The organism is Streptomyces sp. NPDC030296 (genome assembly GCF_055572815.1).
The window spans coordinates 386707-411819 of the sequence record NZ_JBVICQ010000006.1 but is presented as its reverse complement, the minus strand read 5'-3'; the positions used below and the strand labels follow the sequence as shown (position 1 = coordinate 411819).

At 71.1% G+C, this 25113-nt stretch carries 27 protein-coding genes; 16 read left to right on the top strand and 11 right to left on the bottom strand.

Annotated features, from left to right (window positions below):
• Positions 1 to 67 precede the first annotated feature (67 nt).
• From ACZ4Z3_RS20000 to ACZ4Z3_RS19935, 14 genes are all read left to right on the top strand, one after another.
• Positions 68 to 652 carry a GNAT family N-acetyltransferase gene (locus tag ACZ4Z3_RS20000; protein ID WP_468502233.1) on the top strand — a complete coding sequence of 195 codons (585 nt, stop codon included), beginning with the start codon at positions 68 to 70 and terminating at the stop codon, positions 650 to 652.
• A gap of 92 nt (positions 653 to 744) precedes the next feature.
• A complete protein-coding gene (locus ACZ4Z3_RS19995) occupies positions 745 to 828 on the top strand; it encodes a putative leader peptide (RefSeq protein ID WP_309474722.1) in 84 nt (27 codons plus the stop codon).
• A gap of 171 nt (positions 829 to 999) precedes the next feature.
• Positions 1000 to 2691, top strand: coding sequence for a nitrite/sulfite reductase (locus ACZ4Z3_RS19990; protein WP_468502232.1), 1692 nt, complete (start codon positions 1000 to 1002; stop codon positions 2689 to 2691).
• Positions 2688 to 2867: a hypothetical protein gene (locus ACZ4Z3_RS19985; RefSeq protein ID WP_055521679.1), complete on the top strand. Its 180-nt coding sequence runs from the start codon at positions 2688 to 2690 to the stop codon at positions 2865 to 2867. Before ACZ4Z3_RS19990 ends, ACZ4Z3_RS19985 begins: the two co-directional genes overlap by 4 nt.
• Positions 2864 to 3628 (top strand): phosphoadenylyl-sulfate reductase, encoded by a 765-nt coding sequence (locus ACZ4Z3_RS19980; protein WP_468502231.1) that lies wholly within the window; start codon positions 2864 to 2866, stop codon positions 3626 to 3628. The genes ACZ4Z3_RS19985 and ACZ4Z3_RS19980 overlap by 4 nt, the downstream gene beginning before the upstream one ends.
• A 35-nt stretch (positions 3629 to 3663) precedes the next feature.
• Positions 3664 to 4200 carry an adenylyl-sulfate kinase gene (cysC, locus tag ACZ4Z3_RS19975; protein ID WP_468502230.1) on the top strand — a complete coding sequence of 179 codons (537 nt, stop codon included), beginning with the start codon at positions 3664 to 3666 and terminating at the stop codon, positions 4198 to 4200.
• Complete coding sequence (cysD, locus tag ACZ4Z3_RS19970; RefSeq protein WP_468502229.1) at positions 4197 to 5135, top strand: sulfate adenylyltransferase subunit CysD; 939 nt, start codon at positions 4197 to 4199, stop codon at positions 5133 to 5135. The genes cysC and cysD overlap by 4 nt, the downstream gene beginning before the upstream one ends.
• 2 nt (positions 5136 to 5137) lie before the next feature.
• On the top strand, positions 5138 to 6466 hold the full coding sequence (locus tag ACZ4Z3_RS19965; protein WP_468502228.1) for a sulfate adenylyltransferase subunit 1: 1329 nt from the start codon (positions 5138 to 5140) through the stop codon (positions 6464 to 6466).
• A gap of 235 nt (positions 6467 to 6701) precedes the next feature.
• Positions 6702 to 7811, top strand: coding sequence for an aliphatic sulfonate ABC transporter substrate-binding protein (locus tag ACZ4Z3_RS19960; protein WP_468502227.1), 1110 nt, complete (start codon positions 6702 to 6704; stop codon positions 7809 to 7811).
• Positions 7812 to 7845: 34 nt separating this feature from the next.
• Positions 7846 to 8634, top strand: a complete 789-nt coding sequence (locus ACZ4Z3_RS19955) for an ABC transporter ATP-binding protein (RefSeq protein WP_468502226.1) — start codon at positions 7846 to 7848, stop codon at positions 8632 to 8634.
• Positions 8621 to 9535, top strand: coding sequence for an ABC transporter permease (locus tag ACZ4Z3_RS19950; protein WP_468502225.1), 915 nt, complete (start codon positions 8621 to 8623; stop codon positions 9533 to 9535). Before ACZ4Z3_RS19955 ends, ACZ4Z3_RS19950 begins: the two co-directional genes overlap by 14 nt.
• Before the next feature lie 15 nt (positions 9536 to 9550).
• Positions 9551 to 10291, top strand: coding sequence for a sirohydrochlorin chelatase (locus tag ACZ4Z3_RS19945; RefSeq protein WP_468502224.1), 741 nt, complete (start codon positions 9551 to 9553; stop codon positions 10289 to 10291).
• A 92-nt stretch (positions 10292 to 10383) separates the two neighbouring features.
• The gene (locus ACZ4Z3_RS19940) at positions 10384 to 10875 is read left to right on the top strand and encodes a DUF2975 domain-containing protein (RefSeq protein ID WP_468502223.1); all 492 of its coding nucleotides are present in this window, start codon (positions 10384 to 10386) and stop codon (positions 10873 to 10875) included.
• On the top strand, positions 10875 to 11096 hold the full coding sequence (locus tag ACZ4Z3_RS19935; protein ID WP_466796433.1) for a helix-turn-helix domain-containing protein: 222 nt from the start codon (positions 10875 to 10877) through the stop codon (positions 11094 to 11096). The genes ACZ4Z3_RS19940 and ACZ4Z3_RS19935 overlap by 1 nt, the downstream gene beginning before the upstream one ends.
• Before the next feature lie 34 nt (positions 11097 to 11130).
• On the opposite strand, the gene ACZ4Z3_RS19930 is transcribed toward ACZ4Z3_RS19935, so the two are convergent.
• The 4 genes from ACZ4Z3_RS19930 to ACZ4Z3_RS19915 all read right to left on the bottom strand — a co-directional run bounded on the left by ACZ4Z3_RS19930 (position 11131) and on the right by ACZ4Z3_RS19915 (position 14583).
• Positions 11131 to 12057: a GNAT family N-acetyltransferase gene (locus tag ACZ4Z3_RS19930; protein ID WP_468502222.1), complete on the bottom strand. Its 927-nt coding sequence runs from the start codon at positions 12055 to 12057 to the stop codon at positions 11131 to 11133.
• A gap of 129 nt (positions 12058 to 12186) precedes the next feature.
• On the bottom strand, positions 12187 to 12852 hold the full coding sequence (locus ACZ4Z3_RS19925) for a TIGR03086 family metal-binding protein (protein ID WP_468502221.1): 666 nt from the start codon (positions 12850 to 12852) through the stop codon (positions 12187 to 12189).
• A 105-nt stretch (positions 12853 to 12957) separates the two neighbouring features.
• Positions 12958 to 14028: a ketopantoate reductase family protein gene (locus ACZ4Z3_RS19920; protein ID WP_468502220.1), complete on the bottom strand. Its 1071-nt coding sequence runs from the start codon at positions 14026 to 14028 to the stop codon at positions 12958 to 12960.
• A 3-nt stretch (positions 14029 to 14031) separates the two neighbouring features.
• On the bottom strand, positions 14032 to 14583 hold the full coding sequence (locus tag ACZ4Z3_RS19915; protein ID WP_468502219.1) for a DUF1697 domain-containing protein: 552 nt from the start codon (positions 14581 to 14583) through the stop codon (positions 14032 to 14034).
• Between the two features lie 259 nt (positions 14584 to 14842).
• Between ACZ4Z3_RS19915 and ACZ4Z3_RS19910 the strand changes: the two genes are divergently transcribed.
• Positions 14843 to 17104 carry an MMPL family transporter gene (locus tag ACZ4Z3_RS19910; protein ID WP_468502218.1) on the top strand — a complete coding sequence of 754 codons (2262 nt, stop codon included), beginning with the start codon at positions 14843 to 14845 and terminating at the stop codon, positions 17102 to 17104.
• Between the two features lie 69 nt (positions 17105 to 17173).
• On the opposite strand, the gene ACZ4Z3_RS19905 is transcribed toward ACZ4Z3_RS19910, so the two are convergent.
• From ACZ4Z3_RS19905 to ACZ4Z3_RS19885, 5 genes are all read right to left on the bottom strand, one after another.
• A complete protein-coding gene (locus ACZ4Z3_RS19905; protein ID WP_468502217.1) occupies positions 17174 to 18130 on the bottom strand; it encodes a CDP-alcohol phosphatidyltransferase family protein in 957 nt (318 codons plus the stop codon).
• Positions 18131 to 18375: 245 nt separating this feature from the next.
• The gene (gene mgt, locus ACZ4Z3_RS19900; protein ID WP_468502216.1) at positions 18376 to 19584 is read right to left on the bottom strand and encodes a macrolide-inactivating glycosyltransferase; all 1209 of its coding nucleotides are present in this window, start codon (positions 19582 to 19584) and stop codon (positions 18376 to 18378) included.
• Between the two features lie 51 nt (positions 19585 to 19635).
• A complete protein-coding gene (locus ACZ4Z3_RS19895; protein ID WP_468502215.1) occupies positions 19636 to 20925 on the bottom strand; it encodes an ABC transporter substrate-binding protein in 1290 nt (429 codons plus the stop codon).
• Positions 20925 to 21758, bottom strand: coding sequence for a carbohydrate ABC transporter permease (locus ACZ4Z3_RS19890; RefSeq protein WP_468502214.1), 834 nt, complete (start codon positions 21756 to 21758; stop codon positions 20925 to 20927). Before ACZ4Z3_RS19890 ends, ACZ4Z3_RS19895 begins: the two co-directional genes overlap by 1 nt.
• Positions 21755 to 22702: a carbohydrate ABC transporter permease gene (locus ACZ4Z3_RS19885; RefSeq protein ID WP_468502355.1), complete on the bottom strand. Its 948-nt coding sequence runs from the start codon at positions 22700 to 22702 to the stop codon at positions 21755 to 21757. Before ACZ4Z3_RS19885 ends, ACZ4Z3_RS19890 begins: the two co-directional genes overlap by 4 nt.
• 153 nt (positions 22703 to 22855) lie before the next feature.
• On the opposite strand from ACZ4Z3_RS19885, the gene ACZ4Z3_RS19880 reads away from it, so the two are divergent.
• Positions 22856 to 23719, top strand: coding sequence for a phosphotransferase enzyme family protein (locus ACZ4Z3_RS19880; protein ID WP_468502213.1), 864 nt, complete (start codon positions 22856 to 22858; stop codon positions 23717 to 23719).
• 19 nt (positions 23720 to 23738) lie between these two features.
• On the opposite strand, the gene ACZ4Z3_RS19875 is transcribed toward ACZ4Z3_RS19880, so the two are convergent.
• Complete coding sequence (locus tag ACZ4Z3_RS19875) at positions 23739 to 24206, bottom strand: GNAT family N-acetyltransferase (RefSeq protein ID WP_468502212.1); 468 nt, start codon at positions 24204 to 24206, stop codon at positions 23739 to 23741.
• A 149-nt stretch (positions 24207 to 24355) separates the two neighbouring features.
• Positions 24356 to 25081: an exonuclease domain-containing protein gene (locus ACZ4Z3_RS19870; protein WP_468502211.1), complete on the bottom strand. Its 726-nt coding sequence runs from the start codon at positions 25079 to 25081 to the stop codon at positions 24356 to 24358.
• Positions 25082 to 25113: the final 32 nt, after the last annotated feature.

Below are 25113 nucleotides of genomic sequence, written 5' to 3'. Positions count from 1 at the left end.
GGCCCCTCCCGACCGGTGGGCGGGACCGGCCTTGGTCGCGGGCCGACCCCCGTGATTCCCTGGCCGTATGAGCAGCCGCAGCACCCTCACCACCTGGTCCCTGGAGCAGACGTCCCCGGGCGACCTCCTGCCCGCCGCCGCACCCGAGGGCGACGAGGTCCGTATCGTCCGCGCCGAGGTGCCCTCCCCGGAGTTCAGCCGCTTCCTGTACGCGTCCGTCGGCGGCGACATCCTGTGGATCGACCGGCTGTCATGGTCGTACGCCCGGTGGCAGGAGCACCTGCTGCGGCCCGGCGTGGAGACGTGGGTCGCATACGACCGGGGCACGCCCGCGGGGTACGTCGAGCTGGAGCCGCAGGACGGCGGGGCCGTGGAGATCGTGTACTTCGGGCTGATCCCCGCCTTCCGCGGCCGGCGCATCGGCGGGCACCTCCTGTCGTACGGCACGGCCCGGGCCTGGGACCTCGCCGAGCGGTGGCCGGACCTGCCGCCGACCAAGCGGGTGTGGCTGCACACGTGCAGCCGGGACGGCGAACACGCCATGGCGAACTACCAGCGGCGCGGATTCAGGCTGTTCGACACCAAGGTGACGGAGGAGGCGGACGTGGCCGCGCCGGGGCCGTGGCCGGGCGCACTGCCGTCGACGTCATGACCCACATCACATCGTCTCGCCATTCGAGACATCCCTGTCCGACATGTGGATGAAGGTGGACTCGGTCTAAAGAGCCGTGACACGCTTCCGTCATGTCTGGAACTGGAATTGCCTTGGTGAGTCGGCGGCACGTCGACCTCGGCCGCATGTCCAGCGCCATCTGTCCGGTGAGCTGACGCCCCGACCGCGAGGGGTCGCCACGACCCCGGGCACCAGCGCCGCACCCCCTCCTCTGTTTCGGCCAGCGCAATGACGCGCAGGCGCCGCACACCGCTGCCGGTGTGCCCGCATGTGCGCGTACGCGCAGGTCAGAGCCGCTTACCGACTTGTCCGAAGGACGTAGAACCATGGCCGCCACCCCGGAGAACTCCGCCACGCCCCGCCGTAAGGTGAGCCGTCACCGTGGCGAAGGACAGTGGGCCGCCGGACATTTCACCCCGCTCAACGGCAACGAGCAGTTCAAGAAGGACGACGACGGTCTCAATGTGCGGACACGCATTGAGACGATCTACTCCAAGCGCGGCTTCGACTCGATCGACCCGAACGACCTGCGTGGCCGGATGCGCTGGTGGGGTCTCTACACCCAGCGCAAGCCCGGGATCGACGGCGGCAAGACCGCGATCCTGGAGCCGGAGGAGCTGGACGACAAGTACTTCATGCTGCGGGTGCGCATCGACGGCGGCCGTCTCACCACGCGGCAGCTGCGGGTGATCGGTGAGATCTCGCAGGAGTTCGCGCGGGGCACCGCGGACATCACCGACCGGCAGAACGTGCAGTACCACTGGATCCGGGTCGAGGACGTGCCCGAGATCTGGGAGCGGCTGGAGGCCGTGGGGCTGTCCACGACCGAGGCGTGCGGTGACACCCCGCGTGTGATCATCGGCTCGCCCGTCGCGGGTATCGCCGCCGACGAGATCATCGACGGCACCCCGGCCATGGAGGAGATCCAGCGGCGGATCATCGGCAACAAGGCGTTCTCCAACCTGCCCCGCAAGTTCAAGTCCGCGATCTCGGGTTCGCCGCTGCTGGACGTGGCGCACGAGATCAACGACATCGCCTTCGTCGGCGTCCGCCACCCGGAGCACGGCCCCGGGTTCGACCTGTGGGTCGGCGGCGGACTGTCCACCAACCCCAAGATCGGACAGCGGCTCGGCGCGTGGGTGCCGCTGGACGAGGTCGCGGACGTGTACGAGGGCGTCATCTCGATCTTCCGTGACTACGGCTACCGGCGGCTGCGCACCCGCGCCCGCCTGAAGTTCCTCCTCGCGGACTGGGGCACCGAGAAGTTCCGCCAGGTCCTGGAGGACGAGTACCTCAAGCGGAAGCTGATCGACGGGCCCGCCCCCGACCAGCCCGTGGAGCGCTGGCGCGACCACGTCGGTGTGCACCCGCAGAAGGACGGCCGCTACTACGTCGGGTTCGCCCCGCGCGTCGGCCGGGTCGACGGCACCACCCTGACGAAGATCGCCGATCTCGCCGAGGCCCACGGCTCGGGCCGGGTCAGCACCACCGTCGAGCAGAAGATGATCGTGCTCGACGTCACCGAGGACCAGGTCGACTCGCTCGTCGCGGGGCTGGAGGCGCTGGACCTCACGGTGAACCCGTCGCCGTTCCGGCGCGGCACGATGGCCTGCACCGGCATCGAGTACTGCAAGCTCGCGATCGTCGAGACCAAGGCCCGCGGCTCCTCCCTCATCGACGAACTGGAGCGCCGCCTCCCGGACTTCGACGAGCCGCTCACCATCAACATCAACGGCTGCCCCAACGCCTGCGCGCGTATCCAGGTGGCGGACATCGGTCTCAAGGGACAGCTCGTCCTCAACGAGCGGGGCGAGCAGGTCGAGGGCTTCCAGGTGCACCTGGGCGGCGCCCTCGGCCTGGAGGCCGGGTTCGGCCGCAAGGTGCGCGGTCTGAAGGTCACCTCCGAGGAACTGCCCGACTACGTCGAGCGGGTCCTCAGGCGCTTCGAGGAGGAGCGCGAGGACGGCGAGCGGTTCGCCACCTGGGTGGCCCGCGCCGGCGAGGAGTCCCTGTCATGAGCGAGCGAGCCGCCCCGTTCTACTGCCCCTACTGCGGCGACGAGGACCTGCGCCCGAACGAAGAGGGCCACGGCGCGTGGGAATGCGGGGCCTGCAATCGAGCCTTCCAGGTGAAGTTCCTCGGGCTGCTGGCCCGGGGGCTTCAGCGAGCCGACAGCGGAGGGGACCACATATGACGACCGTTCAGGCGGATGACGACACATCCGCGTCGCTGAGCGACGACGACAGCCCGGCCGGCCCCGAGGACGCCCGGCGCGCCGAACTGAAGGCGCTCGCCGAGCAGGCCGGCCGTGATCTGGAGGACGCCTCGGCCCTGGAGATCCTCCAGTGGGCCGTGGACACCTTCGGCGAGCGGTTCTGCGTGACCTCCTCCATGGAGGACGCCGTGGTCGCGCACCTCGCCTCCCGGGCCCGGCCCGGCGTGGACGTGGTGTTCCTCGACACCGGCTACCACTTCCCGGAGACCATCGGCACCCGGGACGCGGTGGAGGCCGTGATGGATGTCAACGTCCTCACGATCACCCCGCGCCAGACGGTCGCCGAACAGGACGCCGAGTACGGTCCGAAGCTCCACGACCGCGACCCGGACCTGTGCTGCTTCCTGCGCAAGGTCAAGCCGCTCGAAGAGGGCCTCGCCGGCTTCGACGCATGGGCGACGGGCCTGCGCCGCGACGAGTCCCCGACCCGGGCGAACACCCCGGTCGTCGCCTGGGACGAGAAGCGGGGCAAGGTCAAGATCGCCCCGATCGCCCGCTGGACGCAGGACGACGTGGACGCCTACGTCGCCGAGCACGGGGTGCTCACCAACCCGCTGCTCATGGACGGCTACGCCTCCGTGGGCTGCGCCCCCTGCACCCGCCGCGTAGCCCCCGGCGAGGACGCGCGCGCCGGCCGCTGGGCCGGCAGCGCCAAGACCGAGTGCGGGCTGCACCTGTGACCGCGACCGTGCCCGTGACGAACCAGGAGAACCAAGTGACGACCGGAGCCACCGTCTGGCTCACGGGTCTGCCGAGCGCCGGCAAGACCACCATCGCGTACGAGCTGGCGAACCGGCTGCGTGAGGAGGGCCACCTCGTCGAGGTGCTCGACGGCGACGAGATCCGCGAGTTCCTCACCGCCGGACTCGGCTTCAGCCGCGCCGACCGGCACACCAACGTGCAGCGCATCGGCTTCCTCGCCGACCTGCTCGCCCGCAACGGCGTCAAGGTGCTGGTCCCGGTCATCGCGCCGTACGCCGACAGCCGCGCGGCGGTGCGTGAGCGGCACGCGGCGAGCGGTGCCGCGTACGTGGAGGTGCATGTGGCCACTCCGGTCGAAGTGTGCTCCGAACGCGATGTGAAGGGGCTGTACGCCAAGCAGGCGGCGGGCGAGATCTCCGGGCTGACCGGGGTCGACGACCCGTACGAGGCGCCCGTGAACCCGGACCTGCGCATCGAGTCGCAGGACCAGACGGTCCAGGAGTCCGCGGCGCTGGTCCACAAGCTGCTCACCGAGAGGGGTCTGGCATGACGACGACCGTCGCGACCGTGTCCGAGGGCACCGGCACGCCGTACACCCTCTCCCACCTGGACGCGCTGGAGTCCGAGGCCGTCCACATCTTCCGTGAGGTGGCCGGCGAGTTCGAGCGGCCGGTGATCCTTTTCTCCGGCGGCAAGGACTCCATCGTCATGCTGCACCTGGCGTTGAAGGCGTTCGCCCCGGCGGCGATCCCCTTCTCCCTGCTGCACGTGGACACCGGGCACAACTTCCCCGAGGTCATCGAGTACCGGGACCGCACGGTGGCGAAGCACAACCTGCGGCTGCACGTGGCCTCCGTGCAGGACTACATCGACCGCGGGGTCCTCAAGGAGCGCCCCGACGGCACCCGCAACCCGCTGCAGACGGTGCCGCTGACCGAGAAGATCCAGTCGGAGAAGTTCGACGCGGTCTTCGGCGGCGGCCGGCGCGACGAGGAGAAGGCCCGCGCCAAGGAGCGGGTGTTCTCGCTGCGCGACGAGTTCTCCCAGTGGGACCCGCGTCGTCAGCGCCCCGAGCTGTGGCAGCTGTACAACGGCCGGCACGCGCCCGGCGAGCACGTCCGGGTCTTCCCGCTGTCCAACTGGACCGAGCTGGACGTCTGGCAGTACATCGCCCGCGAGGGCATCGAACTGCCGGAGATCTACTTCGCGCACGAGCGTGACGTGTTCCAGCGGGCCGGCATGTGGCTCACCGCCGGCGAGTGGGGCGGCCCGAAGGAGGGCGAGACCGTCGAGAAGCGGCTCATCCGCTACCGGACCGTGGGTGACATGTCCTGCACCGGTGCCGTCGACTCCGACGCCGTGACGCTGGAGCAGGTCATCACCGAGATCGCCGCGTCCCGGCTCACCGAGCGGGGCGCCACCCGCGCCGACGACAAGCTGTCCGAGGCCGCGATGGAAGACCGCAAGCGCGAGGGGTACTTCTAAGCATGACGACGACCGCGGAACTCTCCGCCACCACGCTCCTCAGGTTCGCCACCGCGGGCTCCGTCGACGACGGCAAGTCCACCCTCGTCGGCCGGCTGCTGCACGACTCCAAGTCGGTCCTCACCGACCAGTTGGAGGCCGTGGAGCGCGCCTCGGCGAACCGCGGCCAGGAGGGCCCGGACCTCGCGCTGCTCACCGACGGTCTGCGGGCCGAGCGGGAGCAGGGCATCACCATCGACGTGGCGTACCGCTACTTCGCCACGGCCAAGCGCCGGTTCATCCTCGCCGACACGCCCGGCCATGTGCAGTACACCCGCAACATGGTGACGGGTGCCTCCACCGCCGAGCTGACGGTGATCCTGGTCGACGCCCGCAACGGTGTCGTCGAGCAGACCCGCCGGCACGCCGCGATCGCCGCGCTGCTGCGCGTCCCGCACGTGGTGCTGGCCGTCAACAAGATGGACCTCGTCGCGTACGAGGAGAAGGTCTTCGCCGCGATCGCCGAGGAGTTCACGGCGTACGCGACCGAGCTGGGCGTCCCCGAGGTCACCGCGATCCCGATCTCGGCGCTGGTGGGCGACAACGTGGTGGAGCCGTCCGCCCACATGGACTGGTACGGCGGCCCGACGGTGCTGGAGCACCTGGAGACCGTGCCGGTCAGCCACGACCTGGCGCACTGCCACGCCCGGCTGCCCGTGCAGTACGTGATCCGCCCGCAGACCGCCGAGCATCCCGACTACCGGGGCTACGCCGGTCAGATCGCCGCCGGTACGTTCCGGGTCGGTGACCCGGTGACGGTGCTGCCGTCGGGCCGTGCGACGAAGGTCGCGGGGATCGACGTGCTCGGCAAGCCGGTCGACGTCGCCTACACCCCGCAGTCGGTGACGCTCCTGCTGGAGGACGACATCGACATCTCGCGCGGCGACCTGATCGTGCCGAGCAAGGACGCGCCCGCGACGACGCAGGACATCGAGGCGACCGTGTGCCATGTCGCCGACCAGCCGCTGACGGTGGGCCACCGGGTGCTCCTCAAGCACGGCACCCGCACGGTGAAGGCGATCGTCAAGGACATCCCGTCCCGTCTCACGCTCGACGACCTGTCCCTGCACCCGCACCCGGGACAGCTCGTCGCCAACGACATCGGCCGGGTGAAGGTCCGGACGGCGGAGGCGCTGCCCGTCGACTCCTACGCCGACTCCCGCCGCACCGGTTCGTTCATCCTGATCGACCCGTCCGACGGCACGACCCTGACCGCCGGGATGGTCGGCGAGTCGTTCGCCTCCCCGGAGCCCGTCAAGGACGAGTCCGAGGACGACGGGTGGGACTTCTGACATGAGCCCCGTGGACTACTACGCGACGTTCGCGAAGGAGGGCGGCCGTGTCGGCTCCGGCGCCCTCGGCAGCGGGCAGGGCGGGGTCGCCCGATGTGTGTGCTGACGTACGCGCACCGCTTGCGCGCCCCGTCCCCCCACCGGACGTCCCCGCTGCGACGAAGACCCTTTTCCTGATTCCCCGGCCACACCCGAAGAGGTTGTGACCGCCGGGCCTCCGAGAGGAACACCTCCCGTGCCTGCCATCCGCTCATCCGCCTTCCGGCGCTCCGTCGCGGTCATCGCAACGCTTCCCCTGCTCACCCTCGCCGCCTGCGGCTACGGCTCCGAGGCCAAGGACGACGACACCGCCAAGGTCGCCGCCGGGGCCAAGAAGATCGAGGGTCTCGACACCGTCAAGATCGGCTACTTCGGCAACCTGACGCACGCCACCGCGCTGGTCGGCCGTCAGGAAGGCATCTTCCAGAAGGAGCTCGGCGCCACCAAGGCCGAGTACGCGACCTTCAACGCCGGGCCGTCCGAGATCGAGGCGCTGAACTCGAAGTCGATCGACATCGGCTGGATCGGCCCCTCCCCGGCGATCAACGGCTACACCAAGTCCGCGGGCAAGGGCCTGCGCATCATCGGCGGTTCGGCCTCCGGCGGTGTGAAGCTCGTGGTGAACCCGGACAAGATCAAGTCCCTGAAGGACGTCAAGGGCAAGAACATCGCGACCCCGCAGCTCGGCAACACCCAGGACGTGGCGTTCCTCAACTGGATCGCCGAGCAGGGCTGGAAGGTCGACGCGGAGAGCGGCAAGGGCGACGTCTCCGTCGTCCGCACCGACAACAAGATCACCCCGGACGCCTACAAGTCGGGCTCCATCGACGGCGCGTGGGTGCCGGAGCCGACCGCGTCGAAGCTGGTCGCCGAGGGCGCGAAGGTGCTGCTGGACGAGGCCGACCTGTGGCCGGACAAGAAGTTCGTGATCACGAACATCATCGTGCGGCAGGACTTCCTGAAGGAGCACCCGAAGGTCGTCGAGGCGGTGCTGCGCGGCGCGGTGAAGACGAACGCCTTCATCAACTCCGACACGGAGAAGGCGAAGGCGGCCGCCAACGCCCGTCTGAAGGAGGACTCGGGCAAGGCCCTGGACGCCAAGGTCCTCGACCCGGCGTGGACGTCGATCCAGTTCACCAACGATCCGCTGGCCTCCACCCTCAACACCGAGGCGGAGCACGCGGTCAAGGCCGGTCTGCTGAAGGACCCGCTGCTCGACGGCATCTACGACCTGTCGATCCTCAACAAGGTCCTGAAGGCCGAGGGCGAGTCCGAGGTCGACGACGCCGGCCTCGGCGTCAAGTAACCGCAGTCCGCTGAGTTCCCAGGAGGTGACGACCATGGCCACCGCACTCGCCAAGGCCGCCGACGGTGTCGGGACCGTCGAGCACGCCGCCCGTATCGAGCACGTGTCGAAGTCCTTCGCCGGACCCGCCGGGCAGCAGCTCGTCCTCGACGACATCACTCTCGATGTCGCTCCGGGCGAGTTCGTCACCCTCCTGGGGGCCTCGGGTTGCGGCAAGTCCACGCTGCTCAACCTGGTCGCGGGGCTGGACGCCCCGACCGCGGGCAGCATCACGACCGACGGGCGTCCCGCCCTGATGTTCCAGGAGCACGCCCTGTTCCCGTGGCTGACCGCGGGCAAGAACATCGAACTCGCCCTGAAGCTCCGGGGGGTTCCGAAGAACGAGCGGCGCGAGCGCGCCGAGGCCCTGCTCGAACTCGTCCGGCTGAAGGGCGCGTACGGCAAGCGGGTGCACGAGCTGTCCGGCGGTATGCGTCAGCGGGTGGCGCTGGCGCGGGCGCTCGGACAGGAGAGCAAGCTGCTGCTGATGGACGAGCCGTTCGCGGCGCTCGACGCCATCACGCGGGACGTGCTGCACGACGAGCTGACCCGGATCTGGGAGGAGACGCGGCTCTCCGTCCTCTTCGTCACGCACAACGTCCGTGAGGCGGTGCGCCTCGCCCAGCGGGTGGTGCTGCTGTCCTCGCGTCCGGGCCGGGTGGCCCGGGAGTGGCGCGTGGACATCCCGCAGCCGCGCCGTATCGAGGACGCGCCGGTGGCGGAGCTGTCCTTGGAGATCACCGATGTTCTGCGTGAGGAGATCCGCCGTCATGGCCAGCAGTGAGACGAGGACGACGGACACCCTCGAGGCGCCGGCCGGCGACAAGGACCGGCTCGGCGCGGTGGAGGCGGGTCTCGACGCGCTGGAGACGACCGGCACCGGCCGGCCCTCCTTCGGCGAGACCCTCCGTACCAAGATCGTGCCGCCGGTCGTCGCGGTCGTGCTGGTCCTCGCGGTGTGGCAGGGCCTGATCTCGTTCGGGATCGTCACGGACCCGGCCACGCTGCCCTCGCCGTCCGCCGTGTGGGACGCGGCGGAGCAGGCGTGGCTGGAGGGCAAGCTGCTCGGCTACATCTGGACGAGCGTCTCGCGCGGTCTGTTCGGGTTCCTGATCGCGCTGGCGATCGGCACCCCGCTGGGCATCCTGGTGGCCCGGGTGCGCTTCGTGCGGGCGGCGATCGGCCCGATCCTCTCCGGTCTCCAGTCCCTGCCGTCGGTGGCGTGGGTGCCGCCGGCCGTGGTCTGGCTGGGCCTGAGCGACGAGATGATGTACGCGGTGATCCTGCTCGGCGCGGTCCCGTCGATCGCCAACGGGCTGGTCTCCGGCATCGACCAGGTGCCGCCGCTGTATCTGCGGGCGGGCCGCACCATGGGCGCCACCGGACTGCAGGGCGCCTGGCACATCGTGATGCCGGCCGCGCTGCCCGGCTACCTGGCGGGGTTGAAGCAGGGCTGGGCGTTCTCGTGGCGCTCGTTGATGGCGGCGGAGATCATCGCTCACCACCCCGATCTCGGTGTGGGACTCGGCCAGCTGCTGGAGAACGGCCGCACCAACATCGACATGGCCACCGTCTTCCTCGCCATCTTCCTGATCCTGCTGGTCGGTATCGCCATCGACCTGCTGATCTTCAGCCCCCTGGAGCGCCGGGTCCTGCGCGGCCGCGGTCTGCTCGTGAAGAGCTGAGAGGACCACCGTTCCATGCGCAGTCCCGTCCTGCTCGTCGTCGCCCATGGCAGCCGCGACCCGCGGCACGCCGCGACCGTGCACGCCCTCGTGCGGCGGGTCCGGGCGACGCGTCCCGGGCTGCGCGTGGAGACGGGCTTCCTGGACTTCAACGTCCCCTCGGTGCAGGGGGTGCTGGAGTCACTCGCGGCGGAGGGCGTCGAGGACGTGGTGGCACTGCCGCTGCTCCTGACCCGGGCGTTCCACGCCAAGGCGGACATCCCGGCGGTGCTGCGCGACGCGCCGCCCCGGCTGCGGATCCGCCAGGCGGAGGTGCTCGGCCCGTCGCCGCTGCTGACGGCCGGGCTCGAACGCCGGCTGTACGAGGCGGGCCTGAGCCCCGCCGACAAGCCCTCGACCGGGGTCGTACTGGCCTCGGCGGGGTCCACGGACCCGGAGGCGATCGCGGTGATCGCAGCAATCGCGCGGGAGTGGCGGCACACCGGTTGGTGCGCCGTGCGACCCGCGTTCGCCTCCGCGTCGCTGCCCCGCACGGCGGACGCCGTACGGGAGCTGCGGGCGCTCGGCTGCCGTCGGGTGGCCGTGGCGCCGTACGTCATCGCGCCCGGCCGGCTGCCGGACCGTATCGCCGCCGGTGCCCAAGAGGCCGGCGCCGACATCCTCGCCGAGGTGCTCGGCCCCGCCCCCGAGCTGGCCGAACTGCTGCTGCGCCGCTACACCGCCGCGCTGGGCGCCGGGCAGCTCACGGCGGCCTGACCGACCGCCCCAGGTCCCGTCCGGCGTCCAACACTTGCCCGCCCTATCGAAACTCGATAGATTCCCATCGCAACTCGATGGGAGGGTGGGCCATGGGAAAGCTGACCGTGCGTGCGCTGCGCGCTGTGCTCGTGGTGATGTTCGCCGGCACCTTGTTCGTGCAGGCGTCGATGCTGTGGGTGCTGGTGAGCGGCGCCGACCCCGAGGACGGGACGCTGCCGCTGACCGCGCTGCGCGTGATCACCCTCCTGGGCATGGTGTCGGTCCAGGTCGCCCTGTTCTGCGTGTGGCGACTGGTGACGATGGTGCGCCGCGGGACCGTGTTCTCCCACGCCGCCTTCCGGTACGTGGACGGTGTGATCGGCGCGATCGTGTCGGCCGCTCTCGTCTGGTTCGCGGTCACGGCCGTCAACGCGCCGGGACAGCGGGAGGACCCGGGCGTCACCGTCATCATGGGCGGGATCGGCGTGGGCATCCTGGGCATCGCGCTGATCGTGCTCGTCCTGCGGATGCTGCTCGCCCAGGCCGTCGCCCGCGACGGTGAGGCGACGCTGATGCGGGCCGAGCTGGACGAGGTGATCTGATGCCGATCGCCGTCGACATCGACGTGATGCTGGCCAGGCGGAAGATGTCCGTGGGCGAACTCGCCGACCGCGTGGGGATCACCCCCGCCAACCTGGCGGTCCTCAAGAACGGCCGCGCCAAGGCGGTGCGCTTCGCCACCCTCGCCGCGCTGTGCGAGGTGCTCGACTGCCAGCCGGGCGATCTGCTGCGGTGGGAGGCCGGGGACGCGGCGGAAGAATGACGCGCCCCCGGCCGACCGGCCGACCGGCCCTCGCTCAGGTCGTCGGGTCCACCTGGGTCGCCGGGTCCAACGGGTCCACCGGGTGGAAGTTGATGCGTTCGCTCACCACAGGGAAGCCGGCCTTCGTGAAGTTCGCGGCCATGGGGAAGTTGCCCTGGTCCGTCGCTCCGCTGACGAACTCCGCGCCCTGCTCCACGAGGACGTGCGTGCACTCGGCGAGGAGGTCGTAGGCGTAGCCGTGACCGCGGTGTTCGGGGAGGACCCCGATGAAGCCGATGGTCGGGCCGGAGGGGTTGTGTGCCGGGATGTGGATGCCCGCGAGGTCGCCGTCGGGGGTGTGCGCGACCTGCCACCACTCCCTCGGGGAGGGGCACCAGTGGAAGAAGTCGAGCTCCTCCTGGGCGGCCCGGTCGAGACCGCCCTCCTCGATGGCCCTGAGAGCGTGGGCGTCCAGGGTGACGGAGTGAATGCGGCGCAACGCGTCCCGGAACACCTCGTCGTCGGCCTCGGCGCTGAACCGCAGGCGCCCGGGCCGCTCGGGCAGACCCCGCTCCGGGGTCCAGCGGTACAGGAAGCGTTCCACGAGGAGGGCGTACCCGGCGGCTCGGGCGGCGCCGAAGCGGGCCTCGGCCGCGTTGCGCAGGGCGGGGTCGTCCCGCCAGCCGCCGGGCAGGTTGATCTCCAGTTCGACCCGCCAGGGGGCGGAGCGCAGGAGTTCGGCGCCGGCCTCCTCCTCGCCCTCGGCGACGTCGAACCAGTTGATGTTGACGGGCTCCGGGTCGTCGGGCCCGCCCCACCAGGCGCCGCGTGCGACGACCTCGCCGTCGCGCAGGGCGACGCGCTTCCAGTCGGGGCGGAACCGGGTGCGCCGGTGGCCCTCACGGGCGCCCAGCGGGTCGGGGTGTGCGTCGAAGAGAGAGGCGTCGCTCGCGGTGAGCGCGCGGATGACCGTGTCGGTCATGAGGGGATCCTCCGGGATACGAGCTGCTGGCAGCGCTCCCGGTCAGACCTCGTCGAACACGCCGGGACAGCGGGGAAGGGAGCGCGGGACAGGTGTGGAACGCACGGCACTCGCCTCCTTCCGTCGGTCTCAGGGCGTGGAGGCCGACAGTACGTCGTCCCCGGTGGGGCCGTCCATCGGTTTTCCGTCGGTTCCCTGGCCGGTGTCGACCGGTGCGCCGCCCCTCGGGTCACGGCCGCTCGACGCCAGCGCCCGGTCGAAGGTCGGGGCGTCGGACGGCACGGGCACCGGGGCCGCGAAGCCGTCGTACTTCCGGTAGAGCTCGCCGTGGGTCTCGACGACGCCGAGGACGAAGCGGGCGGCCTCCTCGGAGAGGTGGAACTCCTGACCGGTGACGGTGGCGACGTCCCAGCCGTGGACGGCCATCTCCTTGATGATCATCCCGGCGAGGTCGGCGGCCGGCAGCGGGCCCATGCCGAGGTCGATGTCGCCCTCCCACAGCGCCGGGTCGGCCCAGGCCGCGACCGCCCGGTCCAGCTGGGCGGCGTACGCGTCGGCCCAGTCCGGGTCGGCGGCGAAGTCGCGCTTCGTCAGTTCCTCGGGGAGCGGGGTGCGCCGGGCGCGGTGTTCCAGGCCGTGCGAGGTGTAGAGGACCCAGTGGTTCACCAGGGCGCGGACGTCCCAGTCGGGGCAGTGGGTGGGGAGGGCGAGCTGCGCCGCCGTGACGCCCCGTGCGACACGGGCCGCCTCGGCGGCGCATTCGACCATGTGCGGGTACGAGTCGTGGCTGTTCATGCGTCCCACGCTAGGGACGGCGCACGCCCGGCTCTTGAACAAACGCGACACCGTCGACGACACGACCTGCCCCCGGCCGACCGGCTCCCCGCGTCCGCCCGCCGCCTACTCCCCCGCGTCGGCCCGCGCCGCCTCCTCCCCCGCCTTCTCCCGCTCAGCCTCGTCCGCCTCCCGCTCAGCCTCGTCCGCCCGCCGCACGAGTTCCGCGACCGGCATCGAGCCGGCGGGCCGGCGCTCGTGGGCGAAGGTGTTCGCGAGGCGTTGCAGCAGCTCGTTCAGCGGGGTCGGTACGCCGTGCAGCCGGCCGAGCAGGACGATCTCACCGTTGAGGTGGTCGGCCTCGATGGTGCCGGTGCCGCGGGTGAGGGACTGCCAGGACGAGCCGCCGCCGCGCGGGACGCCGTCCAGCGGCACCAGGGTGATCTTGTCGCCCCTGGCCCTCCGCTGCTCCTCGGCACTCGCGTACGCGATCCCCGCGGCGTCGAGCACCCGCTCGCCCTCCGCGCGCACCCGGGCGAGCAGCGCGCCGGCCTCCTCGCCGTCGACGGGGCCGGTCAGCGCTTCGAGGGCGTTGCCCAGGTTGCCCAGCAGTTTGGCGTACTGCCAGCGCTGGACGTCCGGTACGACGGGCGCCTCGAACCGGGACTTCTCCAGGTCGGCGGCGATGCGGTGGGCCGTCTCGTCGGTGCCGTGGGGGTGGCGGCCGAGGTGGAGCATGCCGGTGAGCGGGGTGCCGGCCGCCGACACGACGCCGGGCTCCACGAAGGTGGAGGGAAGCCATACGCAGACGCCGTACACGCGCCGGAAGCGGCGGAGGGCGAGCCGTGCGCTCTCCACACCGTTCTGGGCGCAGACCAGGGGGAGCCGCTCGGCGGCCGTGCCGCCGCCGGCCACCGGGGCGGGGCCCCAGGTCGCGAGGGCCGCCTCGGTGTCCTGGGTCTTCACGGCGAGGAGGAGGACGTCGTCGGGGCGGAGTTCGCCGAGCGCGGCGGGGCCGTCCACGGTGAGGAGGGGATGGGTGCGGTCGCCGTCCGGGGTCCTGAGGCGGAGGCCGTGGTCGCGCAGGGCCGTGTACTGGGCGCCGCGGGCGACGAGGACGACCTCGTGGCCCGCCTCGGCCAGGCGCCCGCCTATGGCTCCGCCGACCGCGCCGGCTCCGATGACGAGGTAGCGCATGGGTCAGCCTCCGGTCGAGGTCAGTTCGGCCATCTTCACGACGGTGTTCCAGTTGCGGGTGGTGGCGATCAGGCCCTTCACCAGGCGCGGCTTCGCGAGCGCCTCCGCCAGCTTGGAGCGGCCGAGGCCGTCGGGGGCGTACAGGTAGAGCGCCCGGTCGCCGAGCCTGAACTCCTCGGGCAGGAAGGCCGATCGGTCGAGTCCGGCGAAGCGTTCCTCCGCCACCTGCTCCGAGAAGTAGGTGACGTGCAGTTGCTTGCCCTCCAGTTCGGCGGCCGGGAACGGGCAGTCGGCCCGTACCGCCTCCAGGTAGGCGTGGTCGCGCACCAGGACGTCCACGGTGAACCCGAAGTGCTTCTCGAGGGCGGCGGTGATCTCGGCGGCGAGGGAGTCCTCGTCGCCGTGGTCGCTGGCGAAGACCGCGTTGCCGCTCTGGAGGTAGGTGGCCACCGCGTCGTACCCGAGGCCCGACAGCAGCGTACGGAGGTCGCCCATCGGGACCTTCCTGCTGCCCCCCACGTTGATTCCGCGCAACAGCGCGGCGTACGTCGTCATGCGCTCACGATAGGCACGTGGGGGCCGGTCGTACGCCCGGTCGGGGCAGGTGCGTCCCTGAGGCCGCGCCCCGAGGGCGCGGGATAGGTGTAAGGGGCCGCCGTCCTCCCTGGTGGGGAGGCGACGGGGTCCGAGGGGTGGAGGTGCCGGATCGCGGGTTCACCGGACAGCACGACGAGATGGCTTTATCCGGCCCATACCTTCGAGACGGAAGGTGGCGGCAGGGGGTCGCCACCGCTCACGAGGGGGCTTGCCCGTCATGGGGAACGGAGACGTACGGGTGCGGGGTATCGCCGCCCGGGCCGGTGGCTGGAGCGCCCGGCACCGATGGGCGGCCGTGGGGATCTGGGTGCTGTTCGTCGTCCTGGCGATGGGGATCGGCTCGGCGGCGGGCCGGGTCGACGTCCGGGACAGCGACCAGCTCAAGGGCGAGACCAGTACGGCCGCCCACATCATCGAGGAGGCGGGGATCGAGGAACCGGCGAGCGAGTCGGTCCTGATCCAGGCGAAGGACAAGGGGCTCAAGGCCACGGACGCGGAGTTCCGGGCCGCCGTGGCCGCGGTGATCAAGGCCGTCGACGGCACCGGTGAGGCCAGCGGCGTCACCTCGCCGTACGACAGCCGGACGATCTCGAAGGACGAGCGCAGCGCGCTCGTGCAGTTCGATGTGAAGGGCGACTCGGAGACCGCCGGTGAGCGCATCGAGCCGGTGCTGAAGGCCGTCGAGGGGGTGCAGGAGGAGCACGCGTCGGTGCGGATCGAGGAGATCGGCGGCGCCAGCATGATGAAGACGTTCTCCGACGCGTACGGGGACGACTTCCAGAAGGCCGAGTACTCCGCCGTACCGGTGGCCCTCGGCATTCTGCTGATCGCCTTCGGCGCGGTCGTGGCGGCGCTGCTGCCGGTGGCCCTGGCCCTCACCGCGATCATGGCGACGATGGGTCTGATGGCCATCGTCAGCCATGCGATGCCGATGAGCGACACCGCCAACTCGGTGATGCTGCTGGTGGGTCTGGCCGTCGGTGTCGACTACTGCCTGTTCTATCTGCGGCGCGAGCGCGAGGAGCGCGAGGCCGGCCGGGACGCGCAGACCGCCCTCAGGATCGCCGCCGCCACCAGCGGCCGCGCGATCATCGTCTCCGGTGTCACGGTGTGCGTGGCGATGGCGGGCATGCTGTTCACCGGTCTCGCCGAGTTCGAGGCGATGGGCCTGGCCTCGCTGATGGTCGTGGCGGTCGCCATGGTCGGGTCGGTGACCGTCCTGCCCGCGCTGCTGTCGCTGCTGGGCGAGCGCGTCGAGAAGGGCAAGATCCCCTTCCTGCACCCGCAGAGCAAGCTCCGCCGCAACCGGGGCGGCGTCAACCGCGAGAGCCGGTTCTGGACGGCCGTACTGAAGGGCGTGCTCGCCCGGCCGGTCGTCTCGGTCGCCGTCGCGGGCGGCGCGCTGCTCGCCATCGCGGCTCCCGCGCTCGGCATGAAGACCGAGCAGCTCACCCTGGACAAGGAGTTCGGCGACTCGCTGCCCATCGTGCAGACGTACAACCGGCTCAACGAGGCGTTCCCGGGCGGCTCCGAGCCGGCCGAGGTGGTCGTCAAGGCGAAGGACATCAACTCCGCCGACGTGAAGGCGGCCCTGGCCGACTTCCGGGAGCGGGCGATCAGCTCCGGTGCCTCGCGCGGCCCGGTCGAGATCAAGGTGCACGACGCGCAGAACCTCGCCTTCGTCTACGTCCCGCTGGTGGGCGGCTCCGACCTCGACAGGGCGGGCGAGAGCCTGGACAAGCTGCGGGACGAGGTGCGCCCGGCGACGCTCGGCAAGGTGGACGGCGTCGAGGCACCGATCACCGGGCAGGTCGCCGGTTCGAAGGACTTCAACGACGAGCTGGGGGGAGCGGTCGTTCCGGTCTTCGCGTTCGTGGTGGTCTTCGCCTTCGGTCTGATGCTGCTGTCGTTCCGCTCGCTGACCGTCGCCGTGACGTCGATCGTGCTGAACCTGCTGTCGGTGGGCGCCGCGTACGGCATCCTCGTCGCGGTCTTCCAGCACGGCTGGGGCGCCTCGCTGGTGGGCGCGGAGGGCGTGGGCGCCATCATCACCTGGCTGCCGCTGTTCCTCTTCGTGATCCTTTTCGGTCTGTCGATGGACTACCACGTGTTCGTGGTCTCGCGGATCCGTGAGGCGCGGTTGCGGGGCCGTACGACGAAGGACGCGATCCAGCACGGTGTGGTGACCACGGCGGGCGTCGTCACCAGTGCCGCCGTCATCATGGTCGCCGTCTTCGCGATCTTCGGGACGCTGTCCATGCAGTCCATGAAGCAGATGGGCGTGGGCCTGGCGGCCGCCGTGCTCATCGACGCGACCATCATCCGGGGTGTGCTGCTCCCGGCGGTGATGGCCCTGCTCGGCGAACGCAACTGGTACCTGCCGAAGTGGCTGCACCGCCTGCCCGACCTCACCCACGACGAGTCGCCGGAGCCGGGACCGGTCCCGGGGTCCCGGAAGGACGACGCGGTACGGGTCTGACGGGCCGTCCCGTGCGCGGGGGCCGGGGTGCGTGGCGCACCCCGGCCCCCGTGCCGTGCCGTACGACCGTCAGGCCGCCCTGGTGATCGTCTCGGTGACCGTCTCGCGGTCGAAAGAGTCGATCGTGCGGGCGAAGTCCCTGGTGGACAGCAGCAGTTTGTAGATGATGGCCAGTTCGAAGACGAGGAGCAGCACACCCGAGACGATGGTCGCCGGCAGCACCGAGTCGACCAGCGGGCCGATCATGAAGACACCCATCTGGAACTCGATGCCGCTGATCAGATGGGGACGGACACGGTGACGCAGCAGGAAGGAACGGACGCGCAGATACGCGGGGAAGCGGCGGCGGAACTCCTGGTGGAGGTCGACGACCTGGGCCTGCGGGGCGCTCTGGACGGCCTCGGCGGTCACCGTGCGCAGGTCCTGCTCGATGTCGGCCTCGGGGTTCTCGCGGAGCAGGTCCTCCATGAAGGCGAGCTCGCGCTCGTTCTCGGCGCGGCGGGCCTCGCGGAGCCGCACCTTGATCTGCTTGCGCATGGTGTGGCGGACCTTGAAGGTCTCCAGGGAGTTGATGTAGCGCAGCGCGTCGCAGCCGATGACGGCGGCGGCGAGCCAGATGTAGAGGGTGTCGCCGGTGCGGTGGTACTGCCCGGCCATCAGGGCGACCGCGCACGCCGCCACCCGGATGCGGTCGAAGACGAAGTCGAGCCAGGCGCCGAACACGGAGCCCTGGCCGGTGAGCCGGGCGACCTTGCCGTCCATGCAGTCGAGGATGAAGCTCAGGTGGTAGAGGACGGCGCCGGCGATCAGCCACCGCCAGTCGCCCAGCGCGAAGAAGGCCGCCGACACCAGACCGAGCAGGAAGGCGCCCCAGGTCAGCTGGTTGGGCGTGATCCTCGTGTACTTCGCGGTGAGCCGCACGAGCGGTGTGGCGACCGGGTCGACGAGGAGCACGGTCCACCAGGCGTCACGCTTCTTCTGCGTGACGCGGCGCACCTCTGCGAGGTCGGGTATGTCTCGGCGCATGGGTCAACTTCCTGGCGTTCGAAGTGAGTTCGCATTCAGCTTGGGAGCTGTTCACCCGAGGTACAAGAAGTGCCCAGTGCAACCTTTCGGACGGGGTAACGGTCGTACTCGGCAACAGGATCAGTGCGCTCACCCCACAGGACGGGCGTTACCCGAGCGTTATGAAGCGACCGGATCGTTACCTGAATTGCGCCGAGACGTCATGGTGGAGACGCAACCGTCCTGCTTTTTCCTGCATCGTCTCACTATGGCCGGGCGTTGAGCGCGGCTTCGATGAGATCGGCGGCCCGCCGGGTGCCGCCCTCCCGCGCCATCTCCTCCCCCACCTCCTTGAGCCGGCGCGCCACCTCGGGATCGTCGACGAGGGCGAGCACCGCCTCACGCAGGGTCGCGGCCGTCGCCTCCTCCATCGGGAGGTGGCAGGCGACACCGAGGGCCTGGAGCATGTCGGCGTTGCCGAACTGGTCGACGGCCTGCGGTACGGCGACCATGGGCGTGCCGGTGGCGAGCCCCTCCTGGCTGCCGCCCGCGCCCGCGTGGGTGATGAAGGCGTCGGCCTGCTCCAGCACCGCCAGTTGCGGCACCCAGTCCCGGACCTCGACATTGGCCGGGATCTCCCCCAGTTCGGCCGGGTCGACATGGCGTCCGACCTGGAGCACCAGGTGCCAGCCCGGCAGGCCGCCGAAGGCCCGGACGCACTCGCGGTAGAAGTCGGGCTGCTTGGTGAAGGCCGACCCGAGCGACACGAGGAGCACCTTCTCGGCACCGGGGGGCCGCTGCCAGTCGCCCTGCGCGGAGCGGTCGCCCTGACAGGCACCGACGAAGGTGTAGCGGCTCTCGTCGACCCGGTCCGCGTGCGGCTGGAGCGCCTTCGGGATGAGGACGAGGGAGCGGGCGGGGCGGCCGACGAAGTGGTCCGGGTGCGCGGTGATCCCGTTCTCCTCCAGCCAGGTCCGGAAGCGGGCGTAGTACGCCTTGCCGCGCTCGGTCCTCTTCGGTTCGGCCCACATCGGCTCGGCGACCTCCTCCTCGTAGCCGTCCCAGGCGACCAGGTTCGGGGAGAGCGAGATCGACTCGACGCCCCAGCGGCGGGCGAGGACGGGTGCCGGGTAGGCGGTGATGTCGTGCAGCACGAGGTCGGGTTCGTCGCCCTCGTACGCCGCGGCGAGCTGCGGCAGGGCCTGGATCGCGTCGTCGAGGAAGGGCTCCACGTTGTCGAGCAGTTCACTCCCCCAGGCCGAGGGGTCGTCGTCGGGGCCGGGCAGCGTCGAGTGCCACAGCTTGGGTTCGGCGCCGGTGGCGGCCACCTTCTCGGCGAACGCCGGCGGGATCGCGTACGTGACGCGGTGGCCGCGTGCGACCAGCTCCCGGATGACGTCGAGGCTCGGGTTCACGTGCCCGTGTGCGGCGATGGAGAACATGGCGATGTGGGAGGTGGCGATGTGGGAGGTCATACGAGGACCCTAAGCGAGACGAGACGTCTCGTGCAATCTGATTTCCGGCGCTCAGCGCTGGTAGCGGGCCAGGACCAGGTTTCCGTCCTCCTCCAGGCGGGAGCGCAGTTCGTCGAGGCCGATGGCGCCGCTGTAGTACTCCTGGAAGGCGGGCGTGGCCACCTTGTCCTTCCACTCCGGGTAGCCGCGCACCGACTGGGCCGGGGCGGGGCGCAGGTGTGCGGCGAGGGCCGTGCCGGTCGCCCAGCCGTGCTCGGTGGTGCGCAGGGCCGGGTCCTTCAGGGCTTCGGTGCCGGTCGGCAGCATCCAGTCGCCGAGGGCGAGGCGGACCATGTTCGGCGGCCGGAGGAGGAAGTCCACGAAGGCGGCGGCCTCCTCCTTGTGGGGGCTGTCCTCGGCGATGGAGAGGGTCTGCGGACTGACGCCCTGGGTGAGGCCGGCGGCCCCGGCCGGGGCGGGCAGCACCTGCCAGTCGAAGCCCTCGGGCGCCTGCTGGACGATCTGTTGGCGGTAGGAGAAGCCGAGCGGCACCATCGCGTACGTACCGCCGAAGAAGCCGGGCAGGGTGTCGGAGCCGCCCATGCCGAGCGTAGTGCCCGACGCGCTCCGGTCGGTGTTCACCCCGTCGTGCACGGTCCTCGGCACGACCGCGTCGGCCCTCTCGAAGCGGACCTCGACCTTGCCGTCCGCGCCCCGGTGGAACAGCTGTCCGCCCGCCGACAGCGACAGATTGAGCGTGGCCGACACCGGCTCCTTCAGCGGCCAGGCGACGCCGTACCTCCCCTCGCCGCTCAACTCCTCGGCGACCGCCCGGAACTCCGCCCAGCTCCACGGGTCCTCGGGGGTGGGCACGCGGACGCCGGACTCCCGGAGCCGGGTCGCGTTGGCGATCAGGACCCTGGGCTCCTGGAGGAACGGCACCCCGTAGATCCCGTCCCCGAAGGTCGTCGTCTCCCAGCTGTGCCGCGGGATGTCCGCCCTGAGCCGCTCGGACAGCAGCCCCCGCAGATCGGCCAGGTAGCCGCCGTGGGCGAAGTCCGCGAGGTCGTCGGAGGCGTCGTGGATGATGTCCGGGGCCTCACCGCCCTCGAAGGAGGTGAGCAGCTGGTCGTGGACGCTGTCCCAACTGCCCTGCACGTACTCGACCCGGACGTCGGGATGCGTGGCGTTCCACTCCCGCACCAGCTCCTTGTTGACGGCGACGGACTCCTCCTGCCACGCCAGGGACTGGAAGCGGAGGGTGACCCGGCCGTCGTCAGAGCCGTCGCCGCCGTCCGCCGTGCAGCCGGCGGCGAGCAGGCACAGCAGCAGCACCGCCGTGAGCCATCGGAGGCCGCGCATCAGCTCTTCACCGCCCCGGCGAGCATGCCGCCCGTGATCCGTCTCTGGATGAGCGCGAACACGACCAGCGAGGGCAGCGTCGCGAGGAACGCGGCGGCGGCCAGCGGGCCGAGGTCGGCGACGCCCTCGGCGCCGATGAAATGGGTGAGGACGACCGGCAGGGTCTGCTTCTGAGGGGTCTTGAGCAGCACCAGCGCGAAGAAGAACTCGTTCCAAGCGGTGATGAACGCGAACAGCGCCGTCGCCACGATGCCCGGCGCCAGCAGCGGCGCCGTCACCGACACCAGCGTCCGCAGCCGGCCGGCCCCGTCGACCGCCGCCGCCTCCTCCAGTTCGACGGGCACGGCCCTGACGTAGCCGACGAGCATCCACACCGCGAACGGCAGCGCCCACACCACGTACACCGTGATCAGACCGGGCACGGAGTTGATCAGCCGGAGGTTCTTCAGCACCAGGAACAGCGGGATGATCACCAGCACGAACGGGAACGCCTGGCTGACCACCACCCAGCCGGTCGCCATCCGCGACAGCGTGGAGCGGTGCCGGGCCATGACGTACGCCGCCGGGGTCGCGATCACGACGGCGACGACGGCCGCGCCGAGCGCCGCGACCAGCGAGTTGAGCGCGGCCTCCACCAGCGGCTGTTCGTCGAACGCCTGCCGGAAGTTGCCGAGGGTCGGGTGCTCGGGCATCCAGGTCGGATGGAGGCTGCCCAGCTCCCTGGCCGGCTTGAAGGCGGTGGAGATCAGCCAGAGGAAGGGGAACGCCAGGAAGACGAGATACGCGACGAGCGCCGTGTACTGGCCCGCGCGGGCCGCCCTACCGGTCCTCACCCCTCACCACCCCGCCTCAACCGGCCCACCAGGTGGAACGCGAGGACGATCGAGATCAGCGCGACCATCGCACAGCCCATCGCCGCCGCGTACCCGAACTGCCCGTAGCGGAAGGCCTCCTCGTAGGCGAAGAGCATCGGCAACCGGGTACGGCCGCCCGGTCCGCCGCTGGTGAGGACGTACACCAGGGCGAAGGAGTTGAAGTTCCAGATCAGATTGAGGGCGGTGATCGCGAGGGCGACGGGCCTGATGGCGGGCCAGGTGACCGTGTGGAAGCGGCGCCAGGCGCCCGCGCCGTCCATCGCGGCGGCCTCGTGGAGTTCACGCGGTGTGTTCTGCAGCCCGGCCAGGAGGGTGACCGTGGTCTGGGGCATGCCCGCCCAGACGCCGACCACGATGACGGCGGGCAGCGCGGTGGCCAGTCCGCTCAACCAGTCGCGGCCGCCGCCGAGGCCCAGGTCGCGGAGGGTCTCGTTGAGGATGCCCGCGTCCGGGTTGTAGACCAGCCGCCACATGACGCCGACGACCACCTCGGGCATCGCCCACGGGACGATCGCGAGGGCCCGCGCCAGCCAGCGCAGACGTAACCGCTCGTTGAGCAACAGGGCGAGGCCCAGCGCGAGCAGGAACTGCGGCACGGTCACCCCGACCGCCCACACCAGCCCGATCCGGAACGACTCCCAGAACAGCGTGTCGTGCAGCAGGTCCTGGAAGTTCAGGGTGCCGATCCACTCGGTGGGTTCGGTGCGGCCCGACTGGGCGTCGGTGAACGCCAGCGAGATCCCGTACAGCAGCGGCCCCACGCTCAACACCAGAACCGGGATCAGGGCCGGCAGTACCAGGAACCAGGCGCCGTGGTCCAGAGGACGCCGCTCCCGGTCCGCCGCCGATGTGCGCCGCTTCGCCGGTCGCGGACGCTTCGGCGTCGCGGTCGCCACGGTCATGTCCGTCATGGTGCTGAGGGCATGACAGGCCGTCAAGGCACCGCGCACACGCCCCGACCTGTGCGAATGCGAGACTGACCCGGCAATGGCGTGAACCCGACCTCCCACGGGGGAGCGTCGGCCGCACGGCGGGGCCGGACACGGAGGTGACGGATGGACGAGGCACGGGCACGGGACGTACTGGTGGCGTCGGGCGTACTGCCCGGTGCGGCCGGGGACGCGCGGCTGCTCGCGCTGGGCGAGAACGCGGTGTTCGCCGCCGGTGACCTGGTGGTCAAGGTGGGCCGCGACGCCGAGCTCCTCGACCGGGCCCGGCGGGAGCTGCGGATCGCGGCCTGGCTCGCCGGGGCGGGCGTCCCGGCGGTACGGGCGGCCGAGGCCGAGGCGCTGCTCGTGGAGGGACACCCGGTGACGGTGTGGCACCGGCTGCCCGACCCCGTACGGCCCGCGGGTGCCCGCGATTTGGCCGAACTGCTGCGGTTGGTCCACGCACTGCCCTCCCCCGAGGTCGACCTCCCGCGCCGGGACCTGCTGGGCGGGGTCGAGCGCTGGCTGCGTCTCGCGGGCGACGCCGTCGACCCGGCCGACGCGGCGTATCTGCGGGAGCGCCGCGACGGCTTCGCGGCGGCCGCGGCCGCTCTCGTCCCCCATCTGCCGCCGGGGCCCATCCACGGTGACGCCCTGCCCCGCAACGTCCATGTCGGGCCCGACGGCCCGCTCCTGGTCGACCTGGAGACCTTCTCCGGCGATCTGCGCGAGCACGACCTCGTCGTCATGGCGCTGTCCCACGACCGCTACGGGCTGCCGGCCGAGGAGTACGACGCCTTCACCGCCGCCTACGGCTGGGACGTGCGCGCGTGGGAGGGCTGCTCCGTGCTGCGCGGTGCCCGGGAGACGGCGAGCTGCGCCTGGGTGGCCCAGCACGCGCCGAGCAACCCCAAGGCGCTGGCGGAGTTCGAACGCCGCGTCGCCTCCCTGCGGGACGGGGACGAGACGGTGCGCTGGTACCCCTTCTGACCTCGGGACCCAGGTGAGGTCAGGTCAGGGTGAGGGTCACTTCGTCGATCTCGGCCGCTCTCGCCAGGGCGAAGCCCCGGTCATGGCCGGTGACGGCGAAGCCGCACTTCTCCAGGACCCGGATCGAGCCGGTGTTGTCGGCGGCCGCGTGGGCGTACAGCGGTCGGTCCGGGACGAGGTCCAGGAGGGCGGTCAGGGCGGCGGTGGCGATGCCCCGGCCCCAGCGGGCGCGGTCGATCCAGTAGGTGACCTCGCGTTCGTCGGACGGGCCGAAGACCGCGATCTGGCCGACCACGTCGCCGTCGGCCAGGACCGTGCGCTGCACGATGCCGTCGTCGGCGCGGATCCGCGCCCAGTGGGCGTCGAACTCCGCCCGGTCGTAGTGGTACTTGCCGGTGAAGGCGGCGGCGTACTGCGCGTCCGCGTCGGACTGGTGCGCCCAGAAGTGGGGCACGTCGCTGTCATGTGTCTCGCGCAGAGAGATCATTCGGCTGCTCGCTTTCCGGGTCGGTCCGTGGGTCGGTACGTGCGTCGGTCCGTGGGTCGGTCCGTGGTGCGTCCGTGCGTCGATCCGTGGGCGTCCATGCGCCGATCCCCGCTTGATGCGTCCGTGATCGGTCCGTCGGAACGAAGGTCCTAGCGGACCGTTTCGTCCGCCGGCTCGCGCAGGGGCCAGGTCGCGTCCACCACCGCGTCCGCGTTGCCCTTGCGGCGGAGAAAGTCCTGGAAGTCGGCCGCCCATTCGGCGTACCACTCGATCTGACGGCGGTGCAGCTCGGCGGGCCCGAGGGCGGCCACCTTGGGGTGGCGGCCGGCTATCGCCCGGGCGAGCCGGGCGGCGGCCAGGGCGTCCGCGGAGGCGTCGTGCGCGGCGTCCAGGGGGACGCCGTACTCGGCGCAGACCGCTTCGAGGTTGCGCTTGCCCCGGCGGTAGCGGTCCACGGAGCGGTCGATGGTGTACGGGTCGATGACGGGGGCGGGATCGGAGCCGCCCAGGCGGTCCCGCAGGGACGGCAGGTCGTGGCGGCGCAACTCCGCGGAGAGCAGGGTGAGGTCGAAGGCCGCGTTGTACGCCACGACCGGGACGCCGGTCTTCCAGTAGGAGACGAGGACGTCGGCGATGGCGCCGGCGACCTGGTCGGCGGGTCTGCCCTCGGCCGTCGCGCGGGCGTTGGTGATGCCGTGCACCGCCACCGCCTCCTCCGGGATCTCCATGCCCGGGTCGGCGAGCCACTCCCGGTGGCCGACCGGCTCCCCGTCCTTGACCTCGATCACCGCCCCGGTGACGATGCGCGCCTCGCGCGGGTCCGTCCCGGTGGTCTCCAGGTCGAAGCCGATCAGCAGCTGCCGGTGCCAACCCATGCTGGCCCCCCTTCTTGGTGGTGCTTTCCCCC

Bases quoted from the DNA above. Each gene is read 5' to 3' on its own strand.
- ACZ4Z3_RS19880 (WP_468502213.1), top strand. From the start codon at position 22,856: ATGGACGAGGCACGGGCACGGGACGTACTGGTGGCGTCGGGCGTACTG.
- ACZ4Z3_RS19965 (WP_468502228.1), top strand. From the start codon at position 5,138: ATGACGACGACCGCGGAACTCTCCGCCACCACGCTCCTCAGGTTCGCC.
- ACZ4Z3_RS19955 (WP_468502226.1), top strand. From the start codon at position 7,846: ATGGCCACCGCACTCGCCAAGGCCGCCGACGGTGTCGGGACCGTCGAG.
- ACZ4Z3_RS19990 (WP_468502232.1), top strand. From the start codon at position 1,000: ATGGCCGCCACCCCGGAGAACTCCGCCACGCCCCGCCGTAAGGTGAGC.
- ACZ4Z3_RS19980 (WP_468502231.1), top strand. From the start codon at position 2,864: ATGACGACCGTTCAGGCGGATGACGACACATCCGCGTCGCTGAGCGAC.
- ACZ4Z3_RS19910 (WP_468502218.1), top strand. From the start codon at position 14,843: ATGGGGAACGGAGACGTACGGGTGCGGGGTATCGCCGCCCGGGCCGGT.
- ACZ4Z3_RS19905 (WP_468502217.1), bottom strand. From the start codon at position 18,130: ATGCGCCGAGACATACCCGACCTCGCAGAGGTGCGCCGCGTCACGCAG.
- ACZ4Z3_RS19920 (WP_468502220.1), bottom strand. From the start codon at position 14,028: ATGCGCTACCTCGTCATCGGAGCCGGCGCGGTCGGCGGAGCCATAGGC.
- ACZ4Z3_RS19875 (WP_468502212.1), bottom strand. From the start codon at position 24,206: ATGATCTCTCTGCGCGAGACACATGACAGCGACGTGCCCCACTTCTGG.
- ACZ4Z3_RS19915 (WP_468502219.1), bottom strand. From the start codon at position 14,583: ATGACGACGTACGCCGCGCTGTTGCGCGGAATCAACGTGGGGGGCAGC.
- ACZ4Z3_RS19870 (WP_468502211.1), bottom strand. From the start codon at position 25,081: ATGGGTTGGCACCGGCAGCTGCTGATCGGCTTCGACCTGGAGACCACC.
- ACZ4Z3_RS19930 (WP_468502222.1), bottom strand. From the start codon at position 12,057: ATGACCGACACGGTCATCCGCGCGCTCACCGCGAGCGACGCCTCTCTC.
- mgt (WP_468502216.1), bottom strand. From the start codon at position 19,584: ATGACCTCCCACATCGCCACCTCCCACATCGCCATGTTCTCCATCGCC.
- ACZ4Z3_RS19895 (WP_468502215.1), bottom strand. From the start codon at position 20,925: ATGCGCGGCCTCCGATGGCTCACGGCGGTGCTGCTGCTGTGCCTGCTC.
- ACZ4Z3_RS19885 (WP_468502355.1), bottom strand. From the start codon at position 22,702: ATGACCGTGGCGACCGCGACGCCGAAGCGTCCGCGACCGGCGAAGCGG.
- ACZ4Z3_RS19940 (WP_468502223.1), top strand. From the start codon at position 10,384: ATGGGAAAGCTGACCGTGCGTGCGCTGCGCGCTGTGCTCGTGGTGATG.
- ACZ4Z3_RS19985 (WP_055521679.1), top strand. From the start codon at position 2,688: ATGAGCGAGCGAGCCGCCCCGTTCTACTGCCCCTACTGCGGCGACGAG.
- ACZ4Z3_RS19950 (WP_468502225.1), top strand. From the start codon at position 8,621: ATGGCCAGCAGTGAGACGAGGACGACGGACACCCTCGAGGCGCCGGCC.
- ACZ4Z3_RS20000 (WP_468502233.1), top strand. From the start codon at position 68: ATGAGCAGCCGCAGCACCCTCACCACCTGGTCCCTGGAGCAGACGTCC.
- ACZ4Z3_RS19945 (WP_468502224.1), top strand. From the start codon at position 9,551: ATGCGCAGTCCCGTCCTGCTCGTCGTCGCCCATGGCAGCCGCGACCCG.
- ACZ4Z3_RS19925 (WP_468502221.1), bottom strand. From the start codon at position 12,852: ATGAACAGCCACGACTCGTACCCGCACATGGTCGAATGCGCCGCCGAG.
- cysD (WP_468502229.1), top strand. From the start codon at position 4,197: ATGACGACGACCGTCGCGACCGTGTCCGAGGGCACCGGCACGCCGTAC.
- ACZ4Z3_RS19995 (WP_309474722.1), top strand. From the start codon at position 745: ATGTCTGGAACTGGAATTGCCTTGGTGAGTCGGCGGCACGTCGACCTC.
- ACZ4Z3_RS19935 (WP_466796433.1), top strand. From the start codon at position 10,875: ATGCCGATCGCCGTCGACATCGACGTGATGCTGGCCAGGCGGAAGATG.